The organism is Allobosea sp. CCNWLY174, from assembly GCF_037120455.1.
Lineage (GTDB): Bacteria > Pseudomonadota > Alphaproteobacteria > Rhizobiales > Beijerinckiaceae > Allobosea > Allobosea lupini.
Genome location: NZ_JBBBBQ010000014.1, coordinates 68,120 through 94,289, shown reverse-complemented (window position 1 = coordinate 94,289; position 26,170 = coordinate 68,120). Strand labels below are relative to the sequence as shown.

General features: G+C 67.2%; 25 protein-coding genes. 10 read left to right on the top strand and 15 right to left on the bottom strand.

What is annotated here, in order from left to right; translation table 11 throughout:
• Positions 1–570: 570 nt before the first annotated feature.
• Both V7S63_RS27205 and V7S63_RS27200 read left to right on the top strand, forming a co-directional pair.
• Positions 571–1,428, top strand: coding sequence for a LysR family transcriptional regulator (locus V7S63_RS27205; protein WP_336532614.1), 858 nt, complete (start codon positions 571–573; stop codon positions 1,426–1,428).
• Positions 1,429–1,617: 189 nt separating this feature from the next.
• Positions 1,618–2,970 (top strand): amidohydrolase family protein, encoded by a 1,353-nt coding sequence (locus V7S63_RS27200; RefSeq protein ID WP_336532613.1) that lies wholly within the window; start codon positions 1,618–1,620, stop codon positions 2,968–2,970.
• 70 nt (positions 2,971–3,040) lie between these two features.
• Here V7S63_RS27200 and V7S63_RS27195 read toward each other — a convergent pair whose 3' ends face one another.
• Positions 3,041–3,496, bottom strand: a complete 456-nt coding sequence (locus tag V7S63_RS27195) for a hypothetical protein (protein WP_091836588.1) — start codon at positions 3,494–3,496, stop codon at positions 3,041–3,043.
• 135 nt (positions 3,497–3,631) lie between these two features.
• Here V7S63_RS27195 and V7S63_RS27190 point away from each other — a divergent pair, with 135 nt between their 5' ends.
• Both V7S63_RS27190 and V7S63_RS27185 read left to right on the top strand, forming a co-directional pair.
• The gene (locus V7S63_RS27190) at positions 3,632–3,838 is read left to right on the top strand and encodes a hypothetical protein (protein ID WP_091836590.1); all 207 of its coding nucleotides are present in this window, start codon (positions 3,632–3,634) and stop codon (positions 3,836–3,838) included.
• A 76-nt stretch (positions 3,839–3,914) separates the two neighbouring features.
• A complete protein-coding gene (locus V7S63_RS27185; protein WP_091836592.1) occupies positions 3,915–4,556 on the top strand; it encodes a hypothetical protein in 642 nt (213 codons plus the stop codon).
• Positions 4,557–4,573: 17 nt separating this feature from the next.
• Here the strand turns inward: V7S63_RS27185 and V7S63_RS27180 are convergent, their stop codons facing one another.
• The 7 genes from V7S63_RS27180 to V7S63_RS27150 all read right to left on the bottom strand — a co-directional run bounded on the left by V7S63_RS27180 (position 4,574) and on the right by V7S63_RS27150 (position 12,087).
• Entirely contained in the window at positions 4,574–4,849 is a 276-nt protein-coding gene (locus V7S63_RS27180) for a hypothetical protein (protein ID WP_091836594.1), read from the bottom strand.
• A 160-nt stretch (positions 4,850–5,009) separates the two neighbouring features.
• Positions 5,010–5,762 (bottom strand): hypothetical protein, encoded by a 753-nt coding sequence (locus V7S63_RS27175; RefSeq protein ID WP_336532612.1) that lies wholly within the window; start codon positions 5,760–5,762, stop codon positions 5,010–5,012.
• Positions 5,759–6,562: a 5-deoxy-glucuronate isomerase gene (gene iolB / locus V7S63_RS27170; RefSeq protein WP_336532611.1), complete on the bottom strand. Its 804-nt coding sequence runs from the start codon at positions 6,560–6,562 to the stop codon at positions 5,759–5,761. The genes V7S63_RS27175 and iolB overlap by 4 nt, the downstream gene beginning before the upstream one ends.
• Before the next feature lie 15 nt (positions 6,563–6,577).
• Complete coding sequence (iolE, locus tag V7S63_RS27165) at positions 6,578–7,477, bottom strand: myo-inosose-2 dehydratase (protein WP_336532610.1); 900 nt, start codon at positions 7,475–7,477, stop codon at positions 6,578–6,580.
• 14 nt (positions 7,478–7,491) lie between these two features.
• Complete coding sequence (gene iolD / locus V7S63_RS27160; RefSeq protein WP_336532609.1) at positions 7,492–9,333, bottom strand: 3D-(3,5/4)-trihydroxycyclohexane-1,2-dione acylhydrolase (decyclizing); 1,842 nt, start codon at positions 9,331–9,333, stop codon at positions 7,492–7,494.
• An 11-nt stretch (positions 9,334–9,344) separates the two neighbouring features.
• Complete coding sequence (locus V7S63_RS27155) at positions 9,345–11,246, bottom strand: bifunctional 5-dehydro-2-deoxygluconokinase/5-dehydro-2-deoxyphosphogluconate aldolase (protein WP_336532608.1); 1,902 nt, start codon at positions 11,244–11,246, stop codon at positions 9,345–9,347.
• Entirely contained in the window at positions 11,239–12,087 is an 849-nt protein-coding gene (locus V7S63_RS27150; RefSeq protein ID WP_100963653.1) for a MurR/RpiR family transcriptional regulator, read from the bottom strand. Before V7S63_RS27150 ends, V7S63_RS27155 begins: the two co-directional genes overlap by 8 nt.
• Before the next feature lie 123 nt (positions 12,088–12,210).
• On the opposite strand from V7S63_RS27150, the gene V7S63_RS27145 reads away from it, so the two are divergent.
• The 6 genes from V7S63_RS27145 to V7S63_RS27120 all read left to right on the top strand — a co-directional run bounded on the left by V7S63_RS27145 (position 12,211) and on the right by V7S63_RS27120 (position 19,274).
• Complete coding sequence (locus V7S63_RS27145; protein WP_336532607.1) at positions 12,211–13,011, top strand: SDR family oxidoreductase; 801 nt, start codon at positions 12,211–12,213, stop codon at positions 13,009–13,011.
• Between the two features lie 36 nt (positions 13,012–13,047).
• Positions 13,048–14,049 (top strand): inositol 2-dehydrogenase, encoded by a 1,002-nt coding sequence (gene iolG / locus V7S63_RS27140; RefSeq protein ID WP_336532606.1) that lies wholly within the window; start codon positions 13,048–13,050, stop codon positions 14,047–14,049.
• On the top strand, positions 14,049–14,849 hold the full coding sequence (locus V7S63_RS27135) for an inositol monophosphatase family protein (RefSeq protein ID WP_336532605.1): 801 nt from the start codon (positions 14,049–14,051) through the stop codon (positions 14,847–14,849). Before iolG ends, V7S63_RS27135 begins: the two co-directional genes overlap by 1 nt.
• A gap of 68 nt (positions 14,850–14,917) precedes the next feature.
• Positions 14,918–15,955 (top strand): ABC transporter substrate-binding protein, encoded by a 1,038-nt coding sequence (locus V7S63_RS27130; RefSeq protein WP_091836615.1) that lies wholly within the window; start codon positions 14,918–14,920, stop codon positions 15,953–15,955.
• Positions 15,956–16,010: 55 nt separating this feature from the next.
• Complete coding sequence (locus tag V7S63_RS27125) at positions 16,011–18,197, top strand: ABC transporter permease (RefSeq protein WP_336532604.1); 2,187 nt, start codon at positions 16,011–16,013, stop codon at positions 18,195–18,197.
• Between the two features lie 15 nt (positions 18,198–18,212).
• Positions 18,213–19,274 carry an ABC transporter ATP-binding protein gene (locus V7S63_RS27120; RefSeq protein ID WP_091836620.1) on the top strand — a complete coding sequence of 354 codons (1,062 nt, stop codon included), beginning with the start codon at positions 18,213–18,215 and terminating at the stop codon, positions 19,272–19,274.
• An 8-nt stretch (positions 19,275–19,282) separates the two neighbouring features.
• On the opposite strand, the gene V7S63_RS27115 is transcribed toward V7S63_RS27120, so the two are convergent.
• The 7 genes from V7S63_RS27115 to V7S63_RS27085 are packed head-to-tail and all read right to left on the bottom strand — an operon-like array spanning position 19,283 to position 26,160.
• Positions 19,283–20,173 carry a MipA/OmpV family protein gene (locus V7S63_RS27115; RefSeq protein WP_336532603.1) on the bottom strand — a complete coding sequence of 297 codons (891 nt, stop codon included), beginning with the start codon at positions 20,171–20,173 and terminating at the stop codon, positions 19,283–19,285.
• A gap of 23 nt (positions 20,174–20,196) precedes the next feature.
• The gene (locus tag V7S63_RS27110; protein WP_336532602.1) at positions 20,197–21,573 is read right to left on the bottom strand and encodes a sigma-54-dependent transcriptional regulator; all 1,377 of its coding nucleotides are present in this window, start codon (positions 21,571–21,573) and stop codon (positions 20,197–20,199) included.
• The gene (locus V7S63_RS27105) at positions 21,570–23,297 is read right to left on the bottom strand and encodes a sensor histidine kinase (protein ID WP_336532601.1); all 1,728 of its coding nucleotides are present in this window, start codon (positions 23,295–23,297) and stop codon (positions 21,570–21,572) included. Before V7S63_RS27105 ends, V7S63_RS27110 begins: the two co-directional genes overlap by 4 nt.
• A gap of 40 nt (positions 23,298–23,337) precedes the next feature.
• Entirely contained in the window at positions 23,338–23,772 is a 435-nt protein-coding gene (locus V7S63_RS27100; protein ID WP_100963669.1) for a DUF2147 domain-containing protein, read from the bottom strand.
• A complete protein-coding gene (locus V7S63_RS27095; RefSeq protein ID WP_336532600.1) occupies positions 23,769–24,161 on the bottom strand; it encodes a DMT family transporter in 393 nt (130 codons plus the stop codon). The genes V7S63_RS27100 and V7S63_RS27095 overlap by 4 nt, the downstream gene beginning before the upstream one ends.
• Entirely contained in the window at positions 24,158–25,318 is a 1,161-nt protein-coding gene (locus V7S63_RS27090) for a GNAT family N-acetyltransferase (protein ID WP_336532599.1), read from the bottom strand. Before V7S63_RS27090 ends, V7S63_RS27095 begins: the two co-directional genes overlap by 4 nt.
• Positions 25,315–26,160, bottom strand: a complete 846-nt coding sequence (locus V7S63_RS27085; RefSeq protein ID WP_336532598.1) for an alpha/beta hydrolase — start codon at positions 26,158–26,160, stop codon at positions 25,315–25,317. The genes V7S63_RS27090 and V7S63_RS27085 overlap by 4 nt, the downstream gene beginning before the upstream one ends.
• Between the last annotated feature and the right edge of the window lie 10 nt (positions 26,161–26,170).

Sequence of the window (26,170 nt, the reverse complement as noted above, 5' to 3'; positions counted from 1 at the left end):
GTTTCATGTCCTGGTCCTCTTGCGGGGCCAGAACGAACTTCAAACTGGATTAGGACCGAGGGGCAACGTCACGAGCACATGTGCGAGCTGCCGGGCGTTGGTGGTCGGTTCCTGCCAGCGGCGGGGACGGTTTTCGCCGTTGAAGAGACGCGTGCGGATATATTCGCCCAGCGTCCGCTTCCCCGCTTCTGCGACAAGGCGGCTCCGTTCCTCCTCCGTCACCCTTACGGCGACAGGTCGTGTCGGCTCTTTGCGTGGCGCCTGTTTCCCACTTCCCTGCTTCCCGAGGTCCATGTCCTGCCGTTTCCGGACAGGCACCGAGCAGACGGCTTCCCGCGCTCTGATCGTAGATCAGAGGTCAAATTTCGGGGGCCGTTGGGGCTTGATGCCGGTCGCTTGAAATAGCAAGGCAAGCGGGTTGAGGGTCCGCTCCACCAGGCCTAACGACTGATCGTTGATCTCCCAAAATCATGCCGCTGAAGCCGCTTGAGCGATGGCCTCGCCTTGGCTGCCGGCGCTTGTGCTGCCTAGTATCGGGCGATCCGCCTCGAACCGCCCGGCAGCGCGACGATGACCCGCTACCCCATGTTCAACCCGCAGCTGCTGCAGAGCTTCGTCGCGGTCTGTGAGAGCATGAGTTTCACGCGCGCCGCCGAGCGGGTCTCGCTATCGCAATCGACCGTCAGCCAGCAGGTCCGGCGGCTGGAGGAGATGCTGGGCAAGCCTCTGTTCGAGCGCAGTCCGCATCAGGTGCAATTGACCGAGGAGGGCAGCCGGCTGCTCAGCTATGCAAGGCGCATCCTCGCTCTGCACGAAGAGGCACATGACGCGCTGACCGGCTTCTGGCGCGACGGTGTCCTGCGGCTCGGCATGCCCGAGGATTTCACCGTGCCGACCGCAGGCTTGCTCGCGCAGTTCAGTCTGGCGGAGCCGCATCTGCGGCTCGACGTCACCAGCGGCCTCAGCGCCGATCTCTACAGCGCCTATGAGCGCGAAGAGCTCGACCTCGTCCTGGTCAAGCAGCGCCGCCGCCAGCCACCGCGCGCCGCGCGACCCGAGCCGCTGGTCTGGCTCGACAGCCTGGCCCACCCCGCCATCGAGCGTGCGCCGGTGCCGCTGGCGGTCTTCCCGCTCAACGGGCTCTACCGCGAGGAACTGTGCGAGGCGCTGGACGGCCTCGGCATACGCTGGCGCGTCAGCTACGCCAGCACGAGCCTGGCAGCCCTCGTCGCCGCCTCGGCCGCCGGTCTCGGCCTGACCCTGCTTCCCGCGAGCTGCCGGCGGCAAGGCCACCGCGTGCTCGGGGCTGCTGAAGGCCTGCCGGAGGTGACCGGCTTCGAGTTGGCGCTCTACTATCGCGACAATGCCCCGAGTGCGACCGCGGCCCTCGCCGGGGCACTGGCTGGCTTCTGCGGCCTCCAGCCATAGCGCGATCTCTGGCGCTCATTGCTGGCTATCGACTTGAACGCATTGATCATTGCCGAATCGAATGATCATCATGGGCAAACATCGCTGCCAATGCTTGCCCTCGTCCCGTAGATCGGAGCCACGAGCTCACAGTCAGATCGGGGAAACACCATGGGCAGCGTGCCGCACCAGAGCCGCAGGGGCTTTCTCATGCAGACCGGCCAGCTCACCACGTCAGCCGCGATTATCGGCTTGGCCGGTAGCGTAGAGGCAGCGCCCGCTAAGGCTGGGAAGGACGATGCCAAGACCGGCATCACCACATTGACGGACCGCCACTACTATCTTGGTGGCGTCCGGCTCGAAGACGGCTTCGACTATGACGGCGAGATCGTGGTCGGCACCCGCACCGGGCTCTACACGCTGGAGATCAAGAACGGGACGATCGCCGCCCTGCATCCGGCCGGCGCCCCCCTTTCCGCCGCGCTTCCGCGCTACGATGCCGGCGGCCAGCTGGCGCTCCCGGCGATGCGCGACATGCACATCCACCTCGACAAGACCTTCTATGGCGGCCCCTGGCAGGCGCCGCGCCCGCGCCAGGGCAAGACGATCATGGACATGATCGCGCTGGAGGAGAAGCTGATCCCCAAGCTGCTGCCGACCTCGCAGGAGCGCGCCGAGAGCCTGATCGCCCTCTTGCAATCGAAGGGCACCACCACCGCCCGCAGCCATTGCAACATCGACCCAATCAGCGGGCTGAAGAGCCTGGAGCACCTGCTCCTCGCGCTCGAAAAGCACCGCGACGACTTCTCCTGCGAGATCGTCGCCTTCCCGCAGCACGGCCTGCTGCACTCCAAGGTCGACGGGCTGATGCGCGAGGCCATGAAGATGGGCGTGCACTATGTCGGCGGGCTCGATCCGACCAATGTCGACAAGGCGATGGAGAAATCGCTCGACGCGATGTTCCAGATCGCGCTCGACACCGGCAAGGGCGTCGACATCCACCTTCACGAGACCGGCCCGTCGGGGGCTGCCGCCATCACCTACATGATCGACATGGTCGAGAAGAATCCGGCCTTGCGCGGCAAGGTGACGATCAGCCATGGCTTCGCTTTGGCGACGATGGCGCCCGGCCTGCAGGCGGAGACGATCCAGCGTCTCTCGGCCCAGAAGATGACGATCGCCTCGACCGTGCCGCTCGGCGCCCTGACGATGCCGCTGCCGCAATTGCAGGACAAGGGCGTCTTCGTGATGACCGGCACCGACAGTGTGATCGACCACTGGTCGCCCTTCGGCAGCGGCGACATGCTGGAGCGGTCCTACTTTTACGCGCAGGTCTATCGGAACTCGGACGAATTCCGTCTGTCGCGCTCGCTCGCCATCGCTACTGGCGGCGTCCTGCCGCTCGACGACGAGGGCAAGCGCGCCTGGCCGAAGGTCGGCGACACCGCCGGCTTCACGCTGGTCGGCGCGAGTTGCTCCGCCGAGGCGGTCGCGCGCATTCCGGCGCGCAGCGCCACCTTCCACAAGGGCCGGATGGTCTATGGCAGCGTCGGCAAAGCCTGAGACGGCCCGGCACTCATAAAGTCGAGATGCAGGCGCGCCCGGAAATCGGGCGCGCCACGCTAATCTCTGCTCAGCCCTTCAGCTTGGCGTTGCACTGGCTCCAATAGCCGCCGCCCTTCTCGATCCACTTCAACTCGCCATTGGCGTTGGCGGCCTTGTTGGCGTTGTACTGGTCGGCGCAGGTCTTGAGGCGCGCGCGGCCGGCGGTCTCATCCGAATATTTCGTCGCGACTGCCTTCGGGAACACCGCGGCCTTGGCCTTGCCCGCGGGCTTCGCCGGGGTCGCCGCAGCCGGCGTCGCCGCCGGAGCGTCCGTCACCGCCGCGGCCGCATCGTTCTCGGAGGCGTCGTCGTCGGCGCAGTTGGCCTTGCGGAAATCGTTCCACTTCTGGCCCTTCAGCGTGTTCGCCTTCTTGGCGTCCTGATACTTTGCGCTGCACTCCTTCATCGTCAGGGCCGAGGCCGGCGCGCCGGCAAGGCCCATGGTCATCAAAGCAAGGGCGGTGGAGAACAGAAGCGTCTTCATGTGCAGTCTCCCTGGGCGATGAATCGAGCTCGCCGCAGCGAGCTTAACCAACGCCGGGAATCTCTGCCATTGCCTTGCGGCAACTTCTTGGCGTGTCGAGCGTTTACAGCCCGGTCATTTAAAGAGGATCAAGCCATGAAGACATTCACTCTCGCCGCCCTTGCCGTCATGGCCATGGGTCTGGGCGCCTGCTCGACCACGGAAGAGCGTATCGGCGGCGCGGCCGTCGGTGCTGGAACCGGCGCGGTCGTCGCCGGGCCGGTCGGTGCCGTCGTGGGCGGGGCTGCCGGCGCCGTCACCGGCCCGACAGTGGCTCGCACCACGCGACGGGCGGTGCGCTAAACGCGATCGGCGGCGGAACCCTACCGCCGCTCCTTCGTTTCGACCATGAAGCCATTCGAGCCCATGGAGTCGAACGATGGACAACGACAAGCGCCTGCCGCCGGACGTACCCTCGCACGAGGATGAGATCGACCGTGCGACGGGTAGCGTCGCGGCTCGGGCCGCAGACCTCGCCAACCGCACGGCAGAAACCGTCAAGGACGGTTATGGACGGGCCAAGGAGAAGCTGGCCGAGATCGATCCCCGCGACACATTGCGCGACGCCGGCCGCTATGCCCAGGAAACCGGCGAGGCGGCAGTCGAGACGGTCAACCGCCACCCGCTCGCGGCCTTTGCCATCGGCGCGGTCAGTGTGGGCCTGCTCGCCTGGGCGATGACGCCACGCCGGTCGAGCTGGCAACCCGACACATCAGGCTGGACACGCATGCTGCGCGACTACAGCGACCAGGCGCTGCGCGCCGGGCGCGATCTCGTCGGCAGTGGCCGCGAACAGCTCGATCGCAGCCGCGATTATGCCAGCCGCGGGCAGGAATATCTCGACATGGGCCGCGATTACGCCCGTGAAGGCGGCCAGATGCTCATGCGTCGCGGCGAGCGCGAGCCCCTTGCCGCTGTGGTCGGCGTCGGACTGGCGCTCTACGTGATCGGCTCTCTTCTGAGCAGCAGCGGCAGCAGCGGCCAGTCGCAACCTGCCGCCCGCCGCCGGGCCAAGCGGTAACCGATCGACTGGGCGGCTCAGCCCCGGCGCGAGGCCTTCTCCGCCTGGCGAGCCGCCTGCTTCTCGGCATCGCCGGCCCGCACCACACTCCGGATCGTCAGCGGCGGCTTGCCCGACCTCTCGGCGATCACGCGGTCCTGCTCCTGAATTGCCTCCAGCGCGGGATCGTCGCCATCGATCCCGCCGAGCAGTTCGGTGGGGACGCGGCGATTGGAGCTGCGCGAGCCGTCCTCATAGAACACGTCGAACAGTACGAAGGCCGCGTCGAGCGGCTTTGATTTCTTGCGGGCCATGGTTCAGTCCTGTCGGTTGAGCGATCTGCCCGGCCGCAGCGCTCGATGGCGGGCCGAGAGATCGCGGAGCCGCGCGAGCGGCGGCAGAAAGCGATGGCCGCGAGGTAGACCTGTCAGGCCGGCAAGGCAAGCCGGAACGGCGCCAAGGACGAGACGCAGCCTATGTCAGGCTCAGCGTCTCGACGATCTGCGAGTCGAGCACGAGGTCGTCGCTGGCCCCCATCAGCCACAGGCTGTCGGCTGTGAAGCGCAGGATCGGCCTGTCCCACCAGCGCTCGATCAGACCGGCGAGCGCTGCAGTCTCGGCCACGTCGAGATCGTCGCTCAGGTTCCAGATGCCGACCACATAGAGATCACTGGTCGGCCGCCCGAGCGCCCGCTGGAGAAGGTGGAGCATGTTCTGCCCGTCGCGGCGTTCCGGGTACAGTCGCAGATAGAGCCGGCCGCGATTGACGTTGCCCGAGAACAAGCCGCGCAGTTCCATTGCGACGGGCCCGATGCGCGACAGCGCATCGAGCGCGGCAGGATCGATCACCGGCGGCGCACCGACCGACAGCGAGCTGCACACCGTCGCATGCAGCTTCGCCTGCCGCCGGCTGACGATGTCCCAGGCGATCTTGCCCGCGAACGGCGACGCGCGCAGCTCGCGCTCCAGCTCTTGGTAAGCCGGCGCCACCTGCAAGCCCAGCGTCGGCACCACCAGTGAATAGATCGGCGGGTGCCGACCGTTGTCGTAATGCGTGCCGTCCTTGCGCGCGATCGCCTTGGGATGGGCAGGGTCGATCAGCGGCAGATGCGCCAGGCGGTAGCTATCGTCGAGCGCCATTCCGGCACCTGCAACGAAGGCCGTGCGGCTCCTGAGATAGGCGAGATCCTCGTCGCCGATCAGCTCGATCCCGGTCGCCTCGCTCACGCCTTCAGCATCCACTCATGCGCAGGGTCGTTGTGGAACTTCCAGACCCGCTTCGGCCCGGCCATGACGTTGAGATAATAGAGCTCGTAGCCATGCGGCGCGCCGACGGGGTGGTAGCCCTTCGGCACCAGAACGACATCGCCATCCGAGAACGCCATGGTCTCGTCGAGCGAGCGGTCGTCGGTATAGACGCGCTGGAAGCCGAAGCCCTGCGGCGGGTCGAGCCGGTGGTAATAGGTCTCCTCCAGCAGCGATTCCGCCGGCAGATTGTCCTGATCATGCTTGTGCGGCGGATAGCTCGACCAGCACCCCGAAGGCGTGATCACCTCGACGACGAGCAGGCCGTCGGCGCTTTCCGTCTCCGGCAGGATGTTGCGGACATGGCGGGTGTTGCTGCCCTCCCCGCGCGTCAGCGAACCGACATCGGCCGGGCCGATGATGCGGGCAGGCCGCGCCCCGGCCGCACCCGGCGCCGAGCAGATCGCAAGCTCGCATGGTCCCTGTGCGGTGAGGCTCCAGTTCGAGCCAGCGGGCACATAAAGCGACCAGGGATCGGGCTCGAAGGGCGAGGAACGCCCGCCGATCACCCCGAAATCCTGTCCTCCGGCGCTGGCCGCGACCTTGCCGGAAAGCAGGACGAGGCAATGCTCCCTGTCCCCGGTCTCACGTGACAGGCTCTGCCCGGCGGCCAGCTTGTGCACGGCGAATCCGACATGCTCCCAGCCGGCCGTCTCGGGCGTGACCTCATGGATGCGCCCCTCGGCATCGGGCGCCTGCGGCTTGACCAGCAGCTTCGACATCGCTCGCGTCCAGGCTCAGGCGAGCCCGGCCTCCTTCAGGCTCTGCTTGAGATGGGCGACGCCCTTCTTGGCATAGGTCAACGGATGCGCCTTCTGCGGATCCTGCTCGGCCTCGACCACGACCCAGCCGGAATAGCCCGGCAGCGCCTTGAAGACGGCGGGGTAGTCGACCATGCCGTCGCCCGGCACGGTGTAGACGCCAAGTTCCTGCCCCTTGCCGAGGATGGCGTCGAGGAAGCTCCAGTCCTCCTTGCGCGCCTGCTCCATCACGCCCTTGCGCACATCCTTGGCATGGACATGGCTGATGCGGGCACGGTAGCGCTGCGCGAGCTTGACCGGGTCGGCCCCGCCCCAGGTCGCATGGCCGGTATCGAGCAGGAGATGCGCCGCCTCGCCCGTCGCGGCCATGAAGGCGTCGATGTCGGCCTCGCTCTCGACGATGGTGCCCATATGGTGGTGGTAGACCAGCCGGACGCCCTCGGCGAGCGTGCGCTCGGCGACCTCGGTGATCCTGCGGCCGAACTGCTCCCAATCGCCGGCTGCCATCACCGGCCGCTGCGACAAAGGCTTCGAGCGGTCGCCATGGATCGCGTTCGAGGTCTCGGCAAAGACCAGCACGGTCGAGCCCATCGCCTTGAGCAGGTCGAGATGGGCACGCAAATGCTTCATCTCCTCATCAGCGTCGCGCTTCAGCAATTCGGCCGAATACCAGCCGGAGATACAGGCCATGCCGAACGGATCGAGCGCCGCCTTCAGCGCATTGGGCTCGCGCGGGAATTTGTGGCCGAGTTCCATGCCGACGAAGCCGGCTTCGCGGGCCTCGGCCAGGCAGGTTTCGAGCGGCGTCGCGCCGCCGATGTCCTGCAGATCGTCATTCGACCAGCCGATGGGGTTGGCGCCGATACGGATAGGCATGTCGTCCTCTTTGATCAGTTGTCGCGCGCGGCAAGCGCGCCGTCATAGCGCTTGCGCGCTGCCTTGACCTCGTCGCGTACCGAGACCTCGGGCACCGCCACCTCCCACCAATGCCCGCCGGCATCGGTCGAGATCAGCGGATCGGTATCGATGACGATGACGCTGGTACGATCATGGCCGCGCGCCTCCGCCAGTGCGGTCTCGAGTTCAGCCAAACCGGCGACCTTGCGCGAGATCGCGCCCATCGCGCCGGCATGCGCGGCAAAATCGATCTCCGGCAGCGTCTCGTGGCGGGTATCGCGCAGGAGATTGTTGAAGGAGGCGCCGCCGGTCGCGTTCTGCAGACGGTTGATGCAGCCGAAGCCCCTGTTGTCGAGCACGACGATGGTCAGCTTGACCCCGAGCATCACCGAGGTCGCGATCTCCGAGTTCATCATCAGATAGGAGCCGTCGCCGACCATGACGAAGACCTCGCGCGCCGGGTCGGCGAGCTTGGCCCCCAAGCCCCCGGCGATCTCGTAGCCCATGCAGGAATAGCCGTATTCCATATGGTAGCCGCCGGGCGCGCCGGCCTGCCAGAGCTTGTGCAATTCGCCCGGCAGGCCGCCGGCGGCACAGAGCACGACATCGCTCGTCCGGCTCTGGCGCTGCACCGCGCCGACAACCTGTGCGTCACTTGGCAGGGCCTGGTTGCTCATCGCAGTGTAACGCGCAGCGGTTTCAAGCCAGGCATCACGCGACGCCTGCACCTGCGCGTTCCAGCCTGCCGGCGCCTTCCACCCCGCCAGTGCGGCTTCCAGCTCGGCGAGGCCAGCTTTGGCATCGGCCATCAGCGGCTGCGCGCCATGCTTGCCGGCATCGAAGGCTTGCGTGTTTAGCCCGATGATCCGGCACTCGGGATCGGCGAAGAGTGCGCGCGAGCCGGTGGTGAAGTCCTGCAGGCGCGTGCCGACCGCGAGCACCACATCGGCATGCTTCGCGGCATCGTTGGCCGCGCCAGTGCCGGTGACGCCGATCGCGCCGAGATTGAGCGGGTGATCATGCGGCAAGGCGCTCTTGCCGGCTTGCGTCTCCGCGCTCGGAATGCCGTGCGCCAGGCAGAAGCGCGCGAGCTCGCCTTCTGCCTCGCTGTAGAGCGTGCCGCCGCCGGCGACGACCAATGGTCGCTTCGCGCCCTTCAGCAGCGCGACCGCTTGCGCCAACTCCTGCTCGTCCGGACGCGTCCGGCGCGGTTGCCAGATCCGCTCGGCGAAGAAACTCTCCGGGTAGTCATAGGCTTCCGTCTGCACGTCCTGGCACAGCGCCAGCGTCACCGGCCCGCATTCCGACGGATCCGTCAGCACCTGCATCGCCCGCTCGAAGGCGGGGATGATTTGCTCCGGCCGGGTGATCCGATCGAAATATCGCGAAACAGGGCGGAAGCAGTCATTGGCCGAGACGGTGCCGTCGCCGAAATCCTCGATCTGCTGCAGCACCGGATCGGGCCGGCGGCCGGCGAAGACATCGCCCGGCAACAGCAACAGCGGCAGGCGGTTGACATGCGCGACCGCGGCGGCCGTCACCATGTTCGTAGCGCCCGGCCCGATCGAGCTCGTCACTGCCATCATCCGGCGCCGGCGCGAGGCCTTGGCGAAGGCGATCGCGGAATGCGCCATCGCCTGCTCGTTATGCGCGCGCAATGTCGGCAGGATGTCGCGCGCACCATGCAGCGCCTCGCCGAGCCCCGCGACGTTGCCATGGCCGAAGATGGCCCAGACGCCGGCGAAGAGCGGCAATGTGCGGCCACCAACGACCGTTTTCTGCGCGGCAAGCGCCGCCACCAGCGCCTGCGCCATGGTGAGCCTGATCGTGCTCATGACCTGTCTCCTCAGCGCGCTTGCCAGGCGTCGACCAGCCGGCCGAAGCGCTCGGCCATCATCGCGGTCGCGGCCTCGTCGTCGAGCTTGCCGGCGAGCCAGCCGCGCGCCGCCTCGCCAAAGATCGAGCGCCCGACCGCGAAACCCTTCACCGTCCTGGCGGTCTGCGCCAGCCGGAACGCAGCCTCCAGCTCCGGCAGCGGCGCGTCGAGCCCGAGCAGCACGACGCCGCGGCAATAGGGATCGTTCTCGGCGATCGCGGCATCGACCGCCGCCCAGGCCGCTGCGCTCGGCTGCCCCTCGAGCTTCCACCAATCCGGCTTGATGCCGATGTCGTAGAGCCGGCGCATGACTGACGCCATGGTGTCGTCGCCAACCGGACCGTTCTTCGAGCAGATGATCTCGACCAGCAGCTCGCGGCCGACCTGCCGGCAGGCGAGCGCGACGCGCTTCAAGGTCGCCTCCTGCTCGGCCTTCAGCGCCGCGTCGTCGTCGGGATGATAGAAGGCCAGCACCTTGACGACATGGTCGACCGGCCACTCGTTCAGCACCGCACCGAGCGAACCATCGGCATCGGTTTCGAGCCTGAGCGGTCGCGAGCCCGGCACCTCCAATGGCCGTGCGACCCAGAAACCGTGATCGCCGGCGCGGAATAGCGCCTCGCGGCCATGGCGCCCGTCGAGCAGCATGCCGAAGCCCTCGGCACCCTTGGCAATCCGCGCCGCGGCATCGACGGCGAGCCGCTTGAACGCTGCGATGCGCTCGCGCGGCACGCCGGCCTCGTCCGCCATCGCCTCGATCTGGGAGCGGTGGTCGATCGCGAGCGCCATCAGCGTCGCCGCCTGCGGCCGGCGCGTCGTCGCCCAATGGACATGGTTGATCGCCACGTCATGGCGCAGCGCCCGGTGCGGCGAGCCATGCTTCAGGAAGAACTGCAATTCGGCGAAGGTCGGGCTTTCCGGCGAGCAGAGCAGGCGCGAGACGGCGAAGGCGCCGCAGGCATTGGCCCATGTGCAGCAGGTCTCGATCGGCTCGTCGCTGAGATAGCCGCGCAGGAAGCCCGACATGAAGGCATCGCCGGCGCCCAGGACATTGTAGACCTCGACCGGGAAGCCCGGCCCCTTGATCCCGTCCTCGATCGAGGCAGGGATGGCTCCTGGGAAAACCACACAGCCCATCGGCCCGCGCTTGCAGACGATCGTCGCCTGGCTCAGCGCGCGGATGTTGCGGATCGCGGCGAGCGTATCCTCCGAGCCGCCAGCGGCGTGCAATTCCTCCTCGGTGCCGACGATCAGGTCGCACTCCGGCAGGATCGCCTGGAGATGCTGGGTGACGCTGTCGGAACGGATATAGCGCTCCTCGCCGGCGCCATGCCCGGCAAGGCCCCAGAGATTGGGCCGGTAGTCGACGTCGAACACGACCTTGCGGCCATGCTTGCGGGCGAGCGCGATCGCCTTTCGCTGCGCCTTGGCGGCGTTCGGAATGGCGAAATGCGTGCCGGTGACAACCACCGCCTTGGCCGAGGCGATGAAGGCCTCGTCGATCTCGCTCTCGTCGAGCGCCGCATCGGCGCAATCGGTGCGGTAGAAGATCAGCGGGAAGGTCTTCTCGTCGCGCACACCGAGGATCACGAGCGAGGTCAGGCGTTTGGGATCGACGACGACGCCCCTGGTTTCGACGCCCTCGCGCTGCAACTGCTCCAGGATGAAGCGGCCCATCTGCTCGTCGCCGACGCGGGTGATCACCGCCGATTTCAGCCCGAGCCGGGCGGTGCCGATCGCGATATTGGTCGGGCAGCCACCAACCGCCTTGGAGAACGAGGCCATGTCCTCGAGCCGGCCGCCGATCTGCTGGCCATAAAGGTCGACCGAGGAGCGGCCGATCGAGATCAGGTCGAGCACGGGTTCAGGCATCGGGGCGGGCTTTCTCTGCGGTGCCGACGGCGAGCGTCATGGCGAGCGCGAAAGTGGCCGACATCGAGCGGAAGGCGCCGTAATCGGCCTCCTCGACCTCGAGCCACAGGGAGCAATGCTGGGCGAGCGGGCTGAGCGCGCTATCGGTGATCGCGATCACCGGGATGCCCTTGGCATGGGCCTGCGCCGCGATTCCGACCGTCGTCGGCGTATAGGGCGCACAGCTGACGGCGACGACGACGTCGCCCTCGCGCGCGATCGCCGCCTGCTCGGGGCCGAGCGCGGCGATGTTGTCGACCAGCACCGCCCGGATGCCGAGCTTGCCGAACGCATAGGCGAGATAGGACACTACCGCGAACATCCGGCGCGCGCCGATGAGGATGATCGTCTCCGCCCCGGCGAGCAGGTCGGTCGCCCGGTCGACGTCATGATATTTCACGGTCGATTGCAGCCGCGTCAGCGAGCTGCGGCTGGCCTCGACGAAGCCGTCCAGCAGCACCTGCGCCATGTTCGGCCCGGCCGCGCCTTCGTCGCGCAGCGCCGCCAGCCGGTCGCGATAATCCGGGAATTGCTGGCGCAGCCGCGAGCGGAAGAGCTGCTGCAATTCGCTGAACCCGGAATAGTCCAGCGCCTGGGCAAAGCGCACCAGCGTCGAAGCCTGCACGCCGGCCTGCTGTGCCACCTGCGCCGCCGTGCTCAACGCCATGTCGTCGGGATTGGCGAGCGCATAATCTGCGACCTGCCGCAGCCGTTTCGGCAGGCTCGCCCCCCGCTCGCGCAGCAGGGCGACGAAGCCGTCGAAATCGTCCTTAGGCGTTTCCTGCTGCACTGGCGATGTCATCGGGAACAGGGGCTCTCGCGGCCTTGACTTGCGCCGCCAGAGAATGGAATGTTTGTTCCATTAGTCAAGCGCAATAAAAATAATGTGCCATTGTGACAATGGCATCGCAGGGAGAGACATACGTTGTCCGAGCCAACCGACTTTCGCCGCGACCTCGACGGCAAGGTCGCCGTCGTCACCGGCGGCAGCCAGGGCCTGGGCGAGGCGATCGCTCGCGAATTCGCCGCGCGCGGCGCTGCCGGCCTCGTCCTGACCGGCCGTAACCGCGAGCGTGGCGAGGCGGTTGCCAGCAACCTTAAGGCCTCCGGCTGCCACGCCCTCTTCCACGCCGCCGATCTTGCCGATCTCGAAGCGGTCCGCGGGATCATCCCGGCCGCGCAGAAAGCTTTCGGGCGCCTCGACATCCTCGTCAACGCCGCCGGCGACACCGACCGCGGCACGATCTTCGATACGAGCCCCGAGCTCTATGCCCGGATCATGGCGGTCAACCTCTCCGCGCCCTTCTTCCTGATCCAGGACGCCGCGACCCTGATGCGCAGGCAGGATATCCGGGGTTCGATCGTCAACATCCAGTCGATGTCGGCCCATGGCGGCCAGCCCTTCCTCGCCGCCTACAGCGTTTCGAAGGGCGCGCTGGCGACGCTGACGAAGAACGCCGCCTACGGGCTATTAGCCGACCGCATCCGCGTCAACGGTCTCAATATCGGCTGGATGGCGACGCCCGGCGAGGACGCGATCATGCGCCTGCGCCACGATGCGCAGGATGGCTGGCTGGAGAAGGCTGAGGCCGGCCGCCCCTTCGGCCGCCTGATCGATCCGCGCGAGGTCGCCAAGGCGGTCGCCTATCTGGCGTCGGCCGAATCGGGACTGATGACGGGCGCCAATATCGACTTCGACCAGACCATTCTCGGCGCGCACGACTGAGCCGCCGGAGCATTCTCGAACCGCAGGACCACGGACGTGATGAGATTTGGATTGCTGGGCGCCGGCCGCATCGGGCGCATTCACGGGCTCAACGTCGCGGCGCGTGCCGATGCGCAACTGGTCGCGCTCTCCGACGCGTCCGCCGAGGCAGCCGCCTCGCTCGCCCAGGCGTCCGGCGCCAGGGTCGCGAGCACGGAGGCGATCCTCGCCGATGGCGGCATCGACGCCGTGGTGATCTGCACGCCGACCGACACCCATGCCGACCTGATCGAGGCCGCCGTCACCGCCGGCAAGGCCGTGTTCTGCGAGAAGCCGGTCGATCTCGACGCCGGCCGCATCCGCCGCTGCCTCGAGGTCGTCTCGAAGTCCGGCAAGCCGCTGATGATCGGCTTCAACCGCCGCTTCGACCCGAACTTCGCCGCCCTCGAAGGGCGCCTGCGCGCCGGCGAAGCCGGCGCGATCGAGATCGTCAGCGTCATCTCGCGCGATCCCGGCCCGCCCCCGGTCGAGTACGTCAAGCGCTCCGGCGGCCTGTTCCGCGACATGATGATCCATGATTTCGACATGGCGCGCTTTCTCCTCGCCGAGGAGCCGGTCGAGGTCTTCGCACTCGGCGCGGCTTTGGTCGATCCCGCGATCGGCCAGGCCGGCGACGTCGACACCGCCGCCGTGCTGATGCGCACCGCGAGCGGGCGCATCGCCCAGATCTCGAACTCGCGCCGCGCCACTTACGGCTACGACCAGCGCATCGAGGTCCACGGGTCCAAGGGCATGCTGCGCGCCGGCAACATCCACGAGACCACGGTCGAGATCGCGACCGGCGCCGGCTTCCGCGCCGACCCCGTGCAGAACTTCTTCCTGGAGCGCTATGCCGCGGCCTATCGCGCCGAGCTCGACGCCTTCGTCACCGCCTGCCGCGACAAGCGCGCGCCCTCTCCTTCCGGCCTCGACGGCTTGAAGGCCCAGATTCTCGCCGACGCTGCGACAGAATCCCGTCGCACCGGCGAGCCGGTCGCCGTCTCGCTGGAATCGCTGTGATGACGCCAGCCGAACTCGACCTGCGCCAATACGCCGTGCTCGGTCTCGTCGACGAGGCGAGCCGCCTGGCGCTCGACTATTTCGGCCGCAAGGACAGCCTCGGCATCAGCATGAAGGGCGCGCAGGATTGGCTCACTGTCGCCGACGGTGCGGTCGAGACCTTCCTGCGCGAGCGCCTTGCCGTGCTCTTCCCGAGCGATGCGGTGATCGGCGAGGAAGGCGGCGGCGAAGCCGCCGATGCGGTCTGGATCATCGACCCGATCGACGGCACCTCGAACTTCGCCCGCGGCGATCGCACCTGGTGCATCTCGATCGGCCTGCTGCTCAACGGCATTCCCGAGATCGGCATCATCTCGGCCCCGGCGCTGGGCGAGGTCTATCTCGGCCGCCGCGGCCGTGGCGCGACCATGAACGGCGAGCCGATCAAGGTCTCCGGCACCGCCGACATCCGCCGCGCCTATTTCGAATTCGGCTGGTCGACCCGCATCCCCACCGAGGATTATCTCGCCACGGTCGGCCGCGGCTTCGCCGCCGGCGCCTCGGTCAAGCGCTCCGGTTCCGGCGCGCTCGGCCTCTGCCATGTCGCGATCGGCCGTACCGAAGCCTATGCCGAACTGCACATCAATGCCTGGGACGTCGCTGCCGGACTGGTGATCGCGACCGAGGCCGGCGCCGACGTCAACGACTTCTTCGCGGGCGATGCGATCAAGGCCGGCAACCCGGTGCTATGTTGCACCCCGGAGCTGACGGCCGAGCTGGAACGCATCACCGGAATAGTAAGCCGGCACAATAGCCGTTGATCTTTGCCGACGACCGGTCACTATCGACCCAACAAGAACAGACAGAACCAGATATCGGGAGGAAGACCATGCAGAAACACCACTGGCTTCGCGCCGGACTTTTCGCCGCCGCCGCGAGCGCGGCCTTCGCCGCCGCTCCGGCCCAGGCCCAGGGCTCGCTCGTCATGTATTGCGGCGTGCAGGAGGAATGGTGCCGCGCCATGAGCGGCGCCTTCGAGAAGGAAACCGGCATCAAGGTCGCGATGACCCGCAAGTCCGCCGGCGAGATCTACGCCCAGCTCAAGGCGGAATCGTCCAATCCGCGCGGCGACATCTGGTGGGGCGGCACCGGCGACCCGCATCTGCAGGCGGCCGAGGAAGGCCTGACCCAGGAATACGAATCGCCCGCCAACAAGGACCTGCACGAATGGGCGCTGGCCCAGTGGGAGGCCGCCAAGAAGCGTTCGGTCGGCATCTATGCCGGTGCTCTCGGCTTCGGCTACAACACCCAGCAGATCAAGGCCAAGGGCCTCAACGAGCCCAAATGCTGGGCCGACCTGCTCGATCCAAAGCTGAAGGACGACGTCCAGGTCGCAGACCCCAACTCCTCGGGCACCGCCTACAACCTGCTCGCCACGGTCGTGCAACTGATGGGCGAGGACAAGGGCTTCGACTATCTCAGGGCCCTGCACAAGAACATCAGCCAGTACACCAAGTCGGGCGCCGCCCCGGCCAAGGCGGCGAGCCTCGGCGAGACCGCCGTCGGCATCGTCTTCATCCATGACGCCGTCGTCTTCGCCGTGCAGGGCGACCCGATCAAGGCCGTCGCCCCCTGCGAGGGCACAGGCTACGAGATCGGCTCGATGTCGATCGTCAAGGGCGCGCGTAATCTCGACAACGCCAAGAAGTTCTACGATTGGGCCCTGACCCCGGCCGCCCAGGCGCTCGCCGCACCGGCCAAGTCCTATCAGGTGCCTTCGAACAAGAACGCGCCCGTTCCGGCCCAGGCTCCGAAGATGTCGGACATGAAGCTGATCAAGTACGACTTCGTCAAATACGGCTCCTCGGCCGAGCGGGTCCGGCTGCTGACCAAGTGGGACAAGGAGATCAAGGCGCTGCCGAAGTGATCGCGCAAGTGAGCGCACGCTGACCGCTGACATCTGAGACGAGAGGCGAGAGACGATGCGTCCCGCGACGAGGCTCGCGCTGCTGGCCGGCTGGCTCGGCTATGCGCTCATCCCTTGGTATCTGCCCGAGGGGATGAGCCTGTCCGGCTATCCGTTCGGCAAGTCCGGCGCGGCGCTGGCGCTCGTGCTCTCGGGGGCTGCGCCCTGGCTCCTGCCCGTCGGCATCGCCCTTCTCCTCGCGAGCCTGCTCAGCCTCCGGCAGGAAAATGCCGGCACCGGCAAGCTCCTGGCCTGGATCGGCTTTGCCGGCCTCGCAGTCTTCTTCGCCCAGGGCTTCGCCGTCACGCTCAAGGACCAGGGCATGCCGGCGCTGGCCGCCCTGCTCGGCGGGGCTGGCGCATCGCAACCCGGCATGGGCTTCGGCGCGCTCGTCACCCTTGTCTCGCTGCTCCTGCTGCTCTGCCACGGCCTTGCCTATCGCGGCCTGTGCCGTGGCGACCTCTTCACCACGTCCTCGATCGGCATCGTCATCATGCTGATCGTCACCTTCATCTTCCTGCCGGTCGCAGTGATCCTGCGCAGCGCTTTGGTCGATTCCAGCGGCGCCATCGTCCTCGGCGAGTTCATCGAGCGCCTGTTCTCTTCGACGATCTGGGGGCTGGGTTGCCTGTCCGCCAACACCAATTGCGGCGTCGCCTGGAACACGCTGATCCTGGCGGTGCTGACCGGGCTGATCACCACCTTGCTCGGGCTCGCCTGCGCCCTTCTGATCCTGCGCACCGGCATGCCCGGCAAGCGGGCGATGCGCCTGCTCACCGTGCTGCCGATCATCACGCCGCCCTTCGTCATCGGCCTGGCGCTGATCCTGCTCTTCGGCCGCTCCGGCCTGTTCTCGACATTCCTGTTCGACTGGTTCGGCATTCCGCGCTCGCGCTGGATCTACGGCCTGCCCGGCGTGCTGCTCGCCCAGGTCCTCGCCTTCGCACCGATCGCCTTCCTGGTGCTTATCGGCGTCGTGCAGGGCATCGCGCCGAGCCTGGAAGAGGCCTCGCAGACGCTCGGCGCCAAGCGCTGGACCACCTTCCGCACCGTGACCTGGCCCCTGCTGCGACCGGGCCTCGCCAACGCCTTCCTGCTCGGCTTCGTCGAGAGCATGGCCGATTTCGGCAATCCGCTGGTCCTCGGCGGCAATTTCGAGGTGCTCTCGACCAAGATCTTCTTCGCCGTGGTCGGCGCCGCACATAACCAGGGCCAGGCGGCGGTGCTCGCCATCGTCCTGCTCGGCTTCACGCTCGCCGCCTTCTGGGCGCAGCAATACTGGCTCGGCGGAAAATCCTACACCACCGTCACCGGCAAGGGCGATTCCGGCCTGCCGACGCCATTGCCGCGCCGGATCACCTGGATTTCGGCCCTCGTGATCGGGCCCTGGGTGGCGCTGACCGCTGTCATCTACGTCGTCATCCTGATGGGCGGCTTCGTCAAGACGATGGGGCGCGACCACACCCCGACGCTGCAGCACTACATCACCGGCTTCTCGATCGACTTCAGCCGCGGGCTCTATTTCGACGGCTCGGCCTGGCCGTCCTTCTTCACCACGCTGAAGCTCGCGGCGATCTCGGCGCCGCTGACCGCGATCATCGGCCTGCTCACCGCCTATCTCCTGACGCGCCAGCGCTTCGCCGGACGTGGCGCGCTCGAATTTGCGACCATGCTGAGCTTCGCCATTCCCGGCACCGTGCTCGGCGTCGCCTATATCCTCGCCTTCAACGTGCCGCCGGTCGAGATCACGGGCACCGGGTTGATCCTGGTCATCGCCTTCGTCTTCCGCAACATGCCGGTCGGCGTGCGCTCCGGCATCGCCGGGCTGTCGCAGATCGACAAGAGCCTGGACGAGGCTTCGGCGACGCTGTCGGCCCGCAGCTTCACCACGCTCTGGCGGGTGGTGCTGCCGCTGCTGCGCCCGGCCCTCGTCGCCGCGCTGATCTACAGCTTCGTGCGCAGCATGACGACGGTGAGCGCCGTGATCTTCCTGGTCTCGGCCGAGTACAATCTCGCCACCGCCTATATCGTCGGCCGCGTCGAAGCCGGCGAGTTCGGTCTCGCCATCGCCTATTCCTCGGTGCTGATCGTGGTGATGGCGCTCGGCATCAGCCTGATCCAGCTCGGCGTCGGCGAGCGCAAGCTCGGCCGGCGCAGCACCCCGCCCGCCCTCGCCTCCTCCGCGGCCGAGCCGATCAAGTAAGGATACGTTGCAGCCATGCCCAAGGCCGGCCCCGCCTCAGTCGCGTTCCGCAATGTCAGCATGCGCTACGGCGCGGTGACGGCGGTCGACAATGTCAGCTTCTCGATCGAGGCCGGCAAGCTCGTCACGCTGCTCGGTCCCTCCGGCTGCGGCAAGACCACGACGCTGCGCATGATCGCCGGGCTGGAGATCGCCAGCGAGGGCCAGATCCTGATCGGCGACAAGGACGTCACCCGGCTCTCCGCCGCCGATCGCGACGTCAGCATGGTCTTCCAGTCCTATGCGCTCTTCCCGCATATGAACGTGCTCGAGAATGCCGCCTACGGCCCGACCGTGAAGGGCCTGCCCAAGGCCAAGGCGCAGGAGATGGCGCTGGAGAAGCTGGCGCTGGTCGGCCTCAAGGGCTTCGAGAAGCGTTTTCCCTCGGAGCTCTCAGGCGGTCAGCAGCAGCGCGTCGCCGTGGCCCGCGCCCTCGTGCTGGAGCCGCAGGTCCTGCTCTTCGATGAGCCGCTCTCAAATCTCGATGCCAAATTGCGCCGGCGCGTGCGCGAGGAGATTCGCGAACTGCAGCAGACGCTCAACCTCACCGTCGCCTATGTCACACACGATCAGGAGGAGGCGCTCGCCGTCTCCGACCGCATCATCGTGATGTCGAATTCCCGCATCGCCCAGGAAGGCACGCCGCGCCAGCTCTATGAGGAACCCGCCGACGCCTTCGTGGCCGACTTCATCGGCGACGCCAACATGGTCGACGTCACCGTGAAATCAGTCGCCGACGGGCGGGCTGCCGTCGCGATCGGGCCGGCGAACGTCTCATTGGCGGCGCGCGGCCTGCAGCCGGGCCCCGCGAAGGCAGCCATCCGGCCGCAGAGCCTGCTGGTTTCGCGCCATGAAAGCCAGGGCACACTGCCGGGCAGCGTCCGCAAATGCGCTTATCTCGGCAACCATCTCGACCTGATGATCGAGACCGCGGTCGGGGAACTCTTCGTCATCAGCCACGATGTCGACGACATGCTGCTGCCGGGCACGCCAGTCTGGCTCTCCTTCGCCAGCTCGGGCGTGATCCTGGTGCCCTGAGTGTCTACTCAACCGCCGATGTTGAAGGAATAGCTCGCGCCGATGCCGACCGAGAACTGGTTGCGCTGCCCCAGCTTGTCGACCAGCGGCGAGTTGCCGGCGTCCCCGACCAGCCGGTCGTAGCGGGCGAACAGCGTGGTCGAGAAGCTCGGCGACCACGCATATTCCAGCGACGAGGCGAGACCGACCGATTTGGCGCCGGCACCGGGCTTGTAGGCGGAAATCGTGCCGTTGAGCGCAGCCTCTCCCGGCAGCACGCCGAAATTCCGGCGCATATAGGAAGCGCTGCCGAGCGAGGCACGTGGACCGACGGCGAAGGTGAAGGCGCCGAAGCGCTCGACCCAGTCGGCCGAGAAGTCGGCGACCACGCCATGATGCCCGTTGAAGCCCTGGCGGACTTCGACACGGGTGCGCAACCGCTCGGGGATGACCCAGTACTCGGCGAAGACGCCGGCCTCGATCGCCCAGGGCACGTCGCGCATGCCGAGCAGCCGGATATTAGAGCCTGAGTAACGACCGGAGCGATAGGCGCCGACCACGCCGACATCGAAGCGATCGGTGTCGTAGATGGCGTAGTCCAGGCTGTCGTCGGGGGCGCTGAACCCGGCCGGCTCCCCGGCGCGGCGCCAGGACAGGGACGGCATGAAAGACGGCCCGGCGGAGTTTGCTCCGTCATATTTCGGGCCGACCTGGAACGAGCCGCCCAGCGTCACGATCCAGCCCTTGGCCGGAGTCGGATCGGTCAGTATCTTCTTGGTGTCGTCATCGTCGTCGTCGTCATCGTCGTTCGCGCGCACCACCCCGTTGGAGAGGACGAGCAGCGCGGCGATCCCGGCCAGGACGGCGACGTGCCGGCGCCGGCCGCGGGCTGGACGTTCGTGACGTACGAGAGCAAGCATGGAGAGGGTCGTCCCATGGGTCGTCAGTCCGCGATCGCGCGGCCCAGCCTAATACCGAGTTTCTTAATGCGGTGCCAAAGGCTTCTTTCCGCTATGCCTAGCAATTTCGCAGCCCTGACCTGCACGCCGTCGCTGCGCCTGAGCGCCTCGAGGATGAAATCGCGCTCGATCCGCTCGAGTTCGGCGTCGAGATCGCGCGGCAAGCTGTCGCGATCGCCCCGGCGCGTGGCGTTGAACAGATCCTGCGGCAGGTCGCCAGCATCGATCGTCGGCGCCTTGGCTACGATCACCGCCCTTTCGATGCAGTTGTGCAGCTCGCGGATGTTTCCCGGCCAGTCATAGGCGGTCATGGCAGCCAGCGCGGCCGGCGAGAAGCCGCTCGCTCGCTTGCCCATCCCTTCAGCCAGCTCGGCCAGGAAATGCGTGGCCAGCAGCGGGACGTCGTCGGCGCGGTCCCGCAGCGGCGGCAGCACGATCGGGAAGACGTTGAGCCGGTAGAACAGGTCCTCGCGGAAGCTGCCCTTGTCGACGGCCTGGCGCATATCCTTGTGCGTCGCCGCGACCAGCCTGACATCGACCGTCTGGGTCCGGGTCGCGCCGACCGGCTCGAAGCTGCGCTCCTGGATCACCCGCAGCAGCTTGGCCTGGATCGGGAGCGGCATATCGCCGATCTCGTCGAGGAAGAGCGTGCCGCCATCGGCCGCGGCGAAGCGCCCGGTACGGTTGGCGAGCGCCCCGGTGAAGGCACCCTTCACATGGCCGAAGAGCTCGCTCTCCAGCAGGGGTTCGGGGATCGCCGCGCAATTGACCGCGACGAAGGGCTTGTCGCGTCGCGGGCTGTTGAAGTGGATCGCCTTGGCGACCAGCTCCTTGCCGGTGCCGCTCTCGCCGTTCAGCAGCACGGTTGCCTTCGTCTCGCAGACCTCGGTGACCTGCTCGATCACGCGGCGGAACGAGGCGCTGTTGCCGACCAGGGTGTCGAAGCTGTAGCGACCTTCGAGCTCGCTGCGCAGCCTTTCATTGTCGCGCACCACATCGGCGAGGCGCAGTGCCCGCCTGATCGTGGCCGAGACGTCATCGATCTCGAAGGGCTTGGCGATGTAGTCGAACGCACCTTCCTTGACGAGGTCGACCGCGTCGCGCACCGCTGCAAAGGCAGTGATGATGATGACCGGCACCTCGGGCCAGCGGCTGCGAACCTCCCGCAACAGCTCGCGTCCGTCCATCACCGGCAGCCTGAGATCGGTCAGCACCAGGTCGAAGCGCGCCTGTTCGAGCTCGCCAAGTGCAGCACGCGCGCTGTGGACGGCCGTGGCGCGGAAGCCGAGATCCTCCAGCGCTGCCGCCAGCACGTCGGCGAGCCTTGCCTCGTCGTCGACCACCAGGATGGAATGGCTCATGCCGGTGCTCCCGGTTTCGCCTGCGGCAGGGTGATGGTGAAGGCTGCGCCCCGCCCCGGTTCGCAGACGCAGGTGGCGCTGCCGCCATGGGCCTCCGCCACGGTCTGCACCTTTGCGAGCCCGAGCCCTGAGCCCTTGGCCTTGGTGGTGAAGAACGGGTTGAAGATCTCCGGCCGGATCGCATCCGGCACGCCGGCGCCCTCGTCGCTGATCGTCAGCGAGACCCCCTCCCCGGTGGCGCGCAGGCTGGCCTGGATCGTGCCGCCCTCGGGCATCGCGTCGATCGCGTTGAGGACGAGGTTGAGACAGGCCTGGTAGAGTTGATCGGGATCGCCGAGGACGGTCGCCCCGCCGCTCGTATCCTCGACGGTCAGCTTAATCTTCCGGCGAGAGAACTCGGGCGCCGCGATGTCCGCGACGCGATCGATCACTGCACGCAAGGGGATCTCGATCTTCACCGGCGGCTTGGGCTGCGCGAAATCGAGGAAGTCGCGGACCAGCGTCTCGATGCGGCGCACCTCGTCGATGACGTAGCCCAGCATCTTCTCTTCGGCATTGCCGAGCTTGGCGCGGTTGCGGACGACCTCCGTCGAGGTCTTGATGATCCCGAGCGGGTTGCGCACCTCATGGGCGATCACCATTGCCGCCTGCCCGAGCGCCGAGAGCCGGTCCTTTCGCCTGAGCTCGGCCTCGAGCTCCTGCAGCTTGCCGAGCTGCTCGGCCATGCCGTTGAAGCCGGTGGCGAGCTCGACGATCTCGCGCCCGCCGCCCGCCGAGACGCGCTGGCCGAAATCCCCGGCCGCGATAGCGCGCACGCCAAGGGTCAAAGCGCGCAGGGGGCGCACCAGCAGGTCCGAGGTCAGGATACCGACGACGATCGAAATCGCGCTGCCGAGCAGGAAGATGCCGAGGAACAGGCTCTCGCGGCCAAGCTGCTCGAAGAATCCCGCCTCGCTGCGCATGCCGATGAAGCTGATCGCCGCGAGCTGGCCATCGATGCCGCGCAGTCCCGCATAGACCGCGCGATAGGCGCCGCCATCGGCATCGGGATCGAAGATCTCGTCCTCCCCGGCCTCCAATCTCGCCCGTATGGCCGCAGGTATCACGGCCGTGCGGTCGGAATGCGTCTGCATGACCAGTTCGGGCTTGCCGTCGAACAGGGCGAAGAAGCGGATCTCCAGCGCCGTCACCACCTTGATGCCACCGAAGGAGCTTTCGTCGAGCCAGGTCCCGACCAGTAGGTTGGCCGGCTGGCCGCCGATCTGCACGGCCTGGACGGCGCCTGCCATGATCCAGCGCTTGCCATCGGTCTCGATACGGAACAGGCCGAGGCTGGTCTCCGTCGGCAACGGGGTGAGGCTGCTGAAATCTCGCGTCTTGAACAGCACTTCGCCGCCCGGACGATAGATCGCGATCAGGTCGTAGCCGACCGAGTTCAGGACCGCGAACTCGCGCTCGACGGTCTTCTGCATCTTCTGGTCGCTGCTCGATTGCTCGAGCCGGTGACCGATCACGCCGGCGACCCGCTGCGCCTCCAGCGTCGCCTCGGCAATCTCGAGCGCGAAGAAGCGCGAGGTATCGCCAAGCCATTGCTCGACATTGTCCTCGAAGGCATCGGAGATCAGCCTGGCGGCGATGAAGGCGGAGGCCAGCATCGCCGGCACGCTGACCAGCATGAAGCCGATCACCAGCCTAAACCTGAGCGATGCCATCCGCGTCGACATGCCGGATCTCGTTTCCCTCACCTCCGGCCGCCGGCCACCGTCATGGCTGCCGCGACCAGGTGTCGTCGTCGCAGATCAGACCGCCGAGTACGCAGCCGCGCATGACGAGGCTCCCGGAGGAAGCCAGTTCGAGCGTCGTGCGATAGGTCTTACCATCGGCGGGATTGTAGCCCTCGCCCTCGAGGCCGCCTTTCGCAGCCGGCTTGAAGCCGGAGAGCACCTGGATTCCCATCAGCGAGCGCTTCCGCAGCCCCTCATTGGGATTGTAGATGTCGAAGCGCTCCTCTTTCAGCCAGACGATCTTGCCGCACAGTGCCGGGCCGCAGCGGCTGATCGCGATCTCGGATTCCCCGTCGGAATCGCGCCAGCGCCCGACGATGTCGGTCATCGGATCGGCCAGGGCCGGCAGCGCCGCCATCCACGCAGTCGCAACCAGCACGATCAGGCCGAGTCCAAGGCCAGCTCCACGTTTCATTCGTCCCCTCCGAGCAGGAACACGCCCGCGATGATCAGCGCGATTCCGCCTGCACGAACCAGGTCGATATGTTCGTCGAAGGTGAACCAGGCGAACAGCGGAACTGTGACATAGACCAATCCCGTCATCGGGAAGGCGCGGCTGAGCGGCATGTCGCGCAGGATGACCATCCAGACGACGAAGACGCCGATATAGCCGAGCGTCGCCAGCCAGACGCCCGGCAGCGACACCGCCTTCGCCATCATGGCGAGGCCGAAGTCCATGTCGCCGATCCCGTCGGCGCCCCATTTGAAGGCGAGCTGGGTACCGGTGTCGAGCACGATGAAGGCGAGCCAGATCGCCAGCTGACGGCCCCATGCATTGCTTGCCGGTGGCGAGATGCTGCTCATGCGGCCTTCTTTCGGGCGATTGCGGCGAGATCGGGGTCGAAGCGCTCGAAGCCGAGCCAGGGGCTCAAGGACCGCAGCGCCCATTGCAGCGGCGCGAGCCGGTGCCGGACATGCAGGGTCGAGGGCACCAGCCGGCTGCCGAAGCGCAGCTTCGCGGCATAGGCGGTCTGGCCGCTCTGGAGCTTGTCGATGCCGCGCTCCAGACAGAAGCGGACATTCGCCATCCAGCTCACGGCATAGAGATTGTGCTCGCGGGCCAGCGGGTAGCGCATGCCCAGGAACTTGTCGATCACCCGGTCGGGCTCGACCAGCAGCAGGTTGAAGGCGGCGAGCTCCTCGCCGATCCAGTAGAGCACGAACACCGCCCGCTCGCCGAGCGCACGCGAGACCGCGCCGAAATAGCCGGGCGGCAGCACTTCGAGATCGCCATAATCCAGCCCGCTCTGGGCTCGCGTCGCCTCATAGAGCGCGTCGATCGTCGGCTCCAGCCCGGTGATGTCGGTATGGAAGGCGATGCGCACCTCTCCCGCTTTGGCGAGCTTGCGCCTGATGTCCTTGCGCGTCGCCGCGGAGAGCGAAGCGAGATAGGCGGCTTCATCCTTGAAGGGCAGGTCGAGCAGCGCGATCGGCAGGCTGCCGAGCCGGGCGAAGCCGGCCTGCTTCAGGGCGCCGCCGAAGCCCTCTTCTTCGACCGGTGCCAGGTCCTTCCAGACCACGAGATGCGCCTTCTCCTCGGCGGCCTGCCGCTCCAGCGTGGCGGCGAGCTCCTGGAAGGCGGCGGCGCGCCCGGCCGCATCGAGTTGCGGCGAGAAGCCGAGATGGCAGCGCTCGGCATAGGGCGAGCCGATGCAGAGCACCTTCAGCGTGACCAGTCCCGGCACATGGCGGAACAGGGCGTCGCCGAAGCCCCTGAGCTTGCCCTGCAGCGGCGTGTCGAGCCGATAGCTCAGCCGGAAGAACGGCACCACCGCGACGATCTCGCCGTCGGATCCCGCACAGGCGGCCGCCATGCGCAGGCCGACACCGGCCTGCGCGGCGACCGCTTCGCAGGCAGTGTAATAGGCATGGCATTCGGCCTCGCCGGGCAGGCAGCCGTCCCAGGCGGCAGCGGAGACATCCGCGATGCCGGCCAGGATATGGCCTTCGGGCGCGCTCATTCGGCTGCCACGACACGCAGCGGCGTCATCGGGCGGTGGGCCTTGGCAAGCCGCGCAGCCAGCGCCAGTGAGCGCTCGATCACGATGTCATGCTGCTGGTCGATGGTGACGAGGTGATAGCTGTCGTCGAGGATCACCGCATCGACCAGCCCGCCGAGCTTGCGCTGGATCTCGAAGGCGTTCCTGAGGTCGGCGATATCGTCTTCGCGCGGATGGACCAGCAGGGCCGGGCATTTGACCTGCGGGAGCTCGCGGCGAGTGACCGCGATCAGGTCCCACATCTGCTTCAGCGCGCCGGACGGCGTGCCGAGCAGGCCGGCGGTCGAGCTGTCGCCGCTCGTCAGCGAGGAGACCACGAGGGCGCGGGAGCGCGTGTCCTTCAGCCCATAGGGCTCGCGCTCGACGAAGCTGTAGCGCCGCCCGAACGGTGTGTTGATGAACCATTTCAGCAGGAAGGCATAGCGCGGGATCGACCAGCCATCATACCAGAAGGTCGGTGCGTAGAGCGCGAGCCCATCGACCTCTTTCGGGCGCTGGGCGGCCACATGCATCGCCAGCACCGCGCCCATGGATAGGCCGCCGACGATGACCGTATCGCAGATCTCGCGCATGCGCTCGAGCTCGTCAAAGACGCTCTGCGTCCAGTCGCGCCAACCGGTGGCGAGGATCTCCGCCTCCCCAGCGCAATGCCCGGCGAGCTGCGGGCAGTGCACGGTATGGCCGGCCCGGTGCAGCGCACGGGCGACGAAGCGCAGCTCGACCGGGGTGCCGCCGAGGCCGTGGATGAGCAGGAAGCCGGTGCGGTCCCCGGCGAGGCGGACACTGAAATCGCGCTTGGTCATCGGAACATGT

What these genes read in the sequence shown, in the direction of transcription:
- iolE (WP_336532610.1), bottom strand. Translation starts at nt 7,477, where the DNA reads ATGCCTATCCGTATCGGCGCCAACCCCATCGGCTGGTCGAATGACGAT.
- V7S63_RS27115 (WP_336532603.1), bottom strand. Translation starts at nt 20,173, where the DNA reads ATGCTTGCTCTCGTACGTCACGAACGTCCAGCCCGCGGCCGGCGCCGG.
- V7S63_RS27090 (WP_336532599.1), bottom strand. Translation starts at nt 25,318, where the DNA reads ATGAGCGCGCCCGAAGGCCATATCCTGGCCGGCATCGCGGATGTCTCC.
- V7S63_RS27095 (WP_336532600.1), bottom strand. Translation starts at nt 24,161, where the DNA reads ATGAGCAGCATCTCGCCACCGGCAAGCAATGCATGGGGCCGTCAGCTG.
- V7S63_RS27150 (WP_100963653.1), bottom strand. Translation starts at nt 12,087, where the DNA reads ATGACATCGCCAGTGCAGCAGGAAACGCCTAAGGACGATTTCGACGGC.
- V7S63_RS27190 (WP_091836590.1), top strand. Translation starts at nt 3,632, where the DNA reads ATGAAGACATTCACTCTCGCCGCCCTTGCCGTCATGGCCATGGGTCTG.
- V7S63_RS27125 (WP_336532604.1), top strand. Translation starts at nt 16,011, where the DNA reads ATGCGTCCCGCGACGAGGCTCGCGCTGCTGGCCGGCTGGCTCGGCTAT.
- V7S63_RS27100 (WP_100963669.1), bottom strand. Translation starts at nt 23,772, where the DNA reads ATGAAACGTGGAGCTGGCCTTGGACTCGGCCTGATCGTGCTGGTTGCG.
- V7S63_RS27130 (WP_091836615.1), top strand. Translation starts at nt 14,918, where the DNA reads ATGCAGAAACACCACTGGCTTCGCGCCGGACTTTTCGCCGCCGCCGCG.
- V7S63_RS27120 (WP_091836620.1), top strand. Translation starts at nt 18,213, where the DNA reads ATGCCCAAGGCCGGCCCCGCCTCAGTCGCGTTCCGCAATGTCAGCATG.
- V7S63_RS27155 (WP_336532608.1), bottom strand. Translation starts at nt 11,246, where the DNA reads ATGCCTGAACCCGTGCTCGACCTGATCTCGATCGGCCGCTCCTCGGTC.
- V7S63_RS27200 (WP_336532613.1), top strand. Translation starts at nt 1,618, where the DNA reads ATGCAGACCGGCCAGCTCACCACGTCAGCCGCGATTATCGGCTTGGCC.
- iolB (WP_336532611.1), bottom strand. Translation starts at nt 6,562, where the DNA reads ATGTCGAAGCTGCTGGTCAAGCCGCAGGCGCCCGATGCCGAGGGGCGC.
- V7S63_RS27135 (WP_336532605.1), top strand. Translation starts at nt 14,049, where the DNA reads ATGACGCCAGCCGAACTCGACCTGCGCCAATACGCCGTGCTCGGTCTC.
- V7S63_RS27195 (WP_091836588.1), bottom strand. Translation starts at nt 3,496, where the DNA reads ATGAAGACGCTTCTGTTCTCCACCGCCCTTGCTTTGATGACCATGGGC.
- V7S63_RS27085 (WP_336532598.1), bottom strand. Translation starts at nt 26,160, where the DNA reads ATGACCAAGCGCGATTTCAGTGTCCGCCTCGCCGGGGACCGCACCGGC.
- V7S63_RS27185 (WP_091836592.1), top strand. Translation starts at nt 3,915, where the DNA reads ATGGACAACGACAAGCGCCTGCCGCCGGACGTACCCTCGCACGAGGAT.
- V7S63_RS27205 (WP_336532614.1), top strand. Translation starts at nt 571, where the DNA reads ATGACCCGCTACCCCATGTTCAACCCGCAGCTGCTGCAGAGCTTCGTC.
- V7S63_RS27180 (WP_091836594.1), bottom strand. Translation starts at nt 4,849, where the DNA reads ATGGCCCGCAAGAAATCAAAGCCGCTCGACGCGGCCTTCGTACTGTTC.
- iolD (WP_336532609.1), bottom strand. Translation starts at nt 9,333, where the DNA reads ATGAGCACGATCAGGCTCACCATGGCGCAGGCGCTGGTGGCGGCGCTT.
- V7S63_RS27110 (WP_336532602.1), bottom strand. Translation starts at nt 21,573, where the DNA reads ATGAGCCATTCCATCCTGGTGGTCGACGACGAGGCAAGGCTCGCCGAC.
- V7S63_RS27105 (WP_336532601.1), bottom strand. Translation starts at nt 23,297, where the DNA reads ATGTCGACGCGGATGGCATCGCTCAGGTTTAGGCTGGTGATCGGCTTC.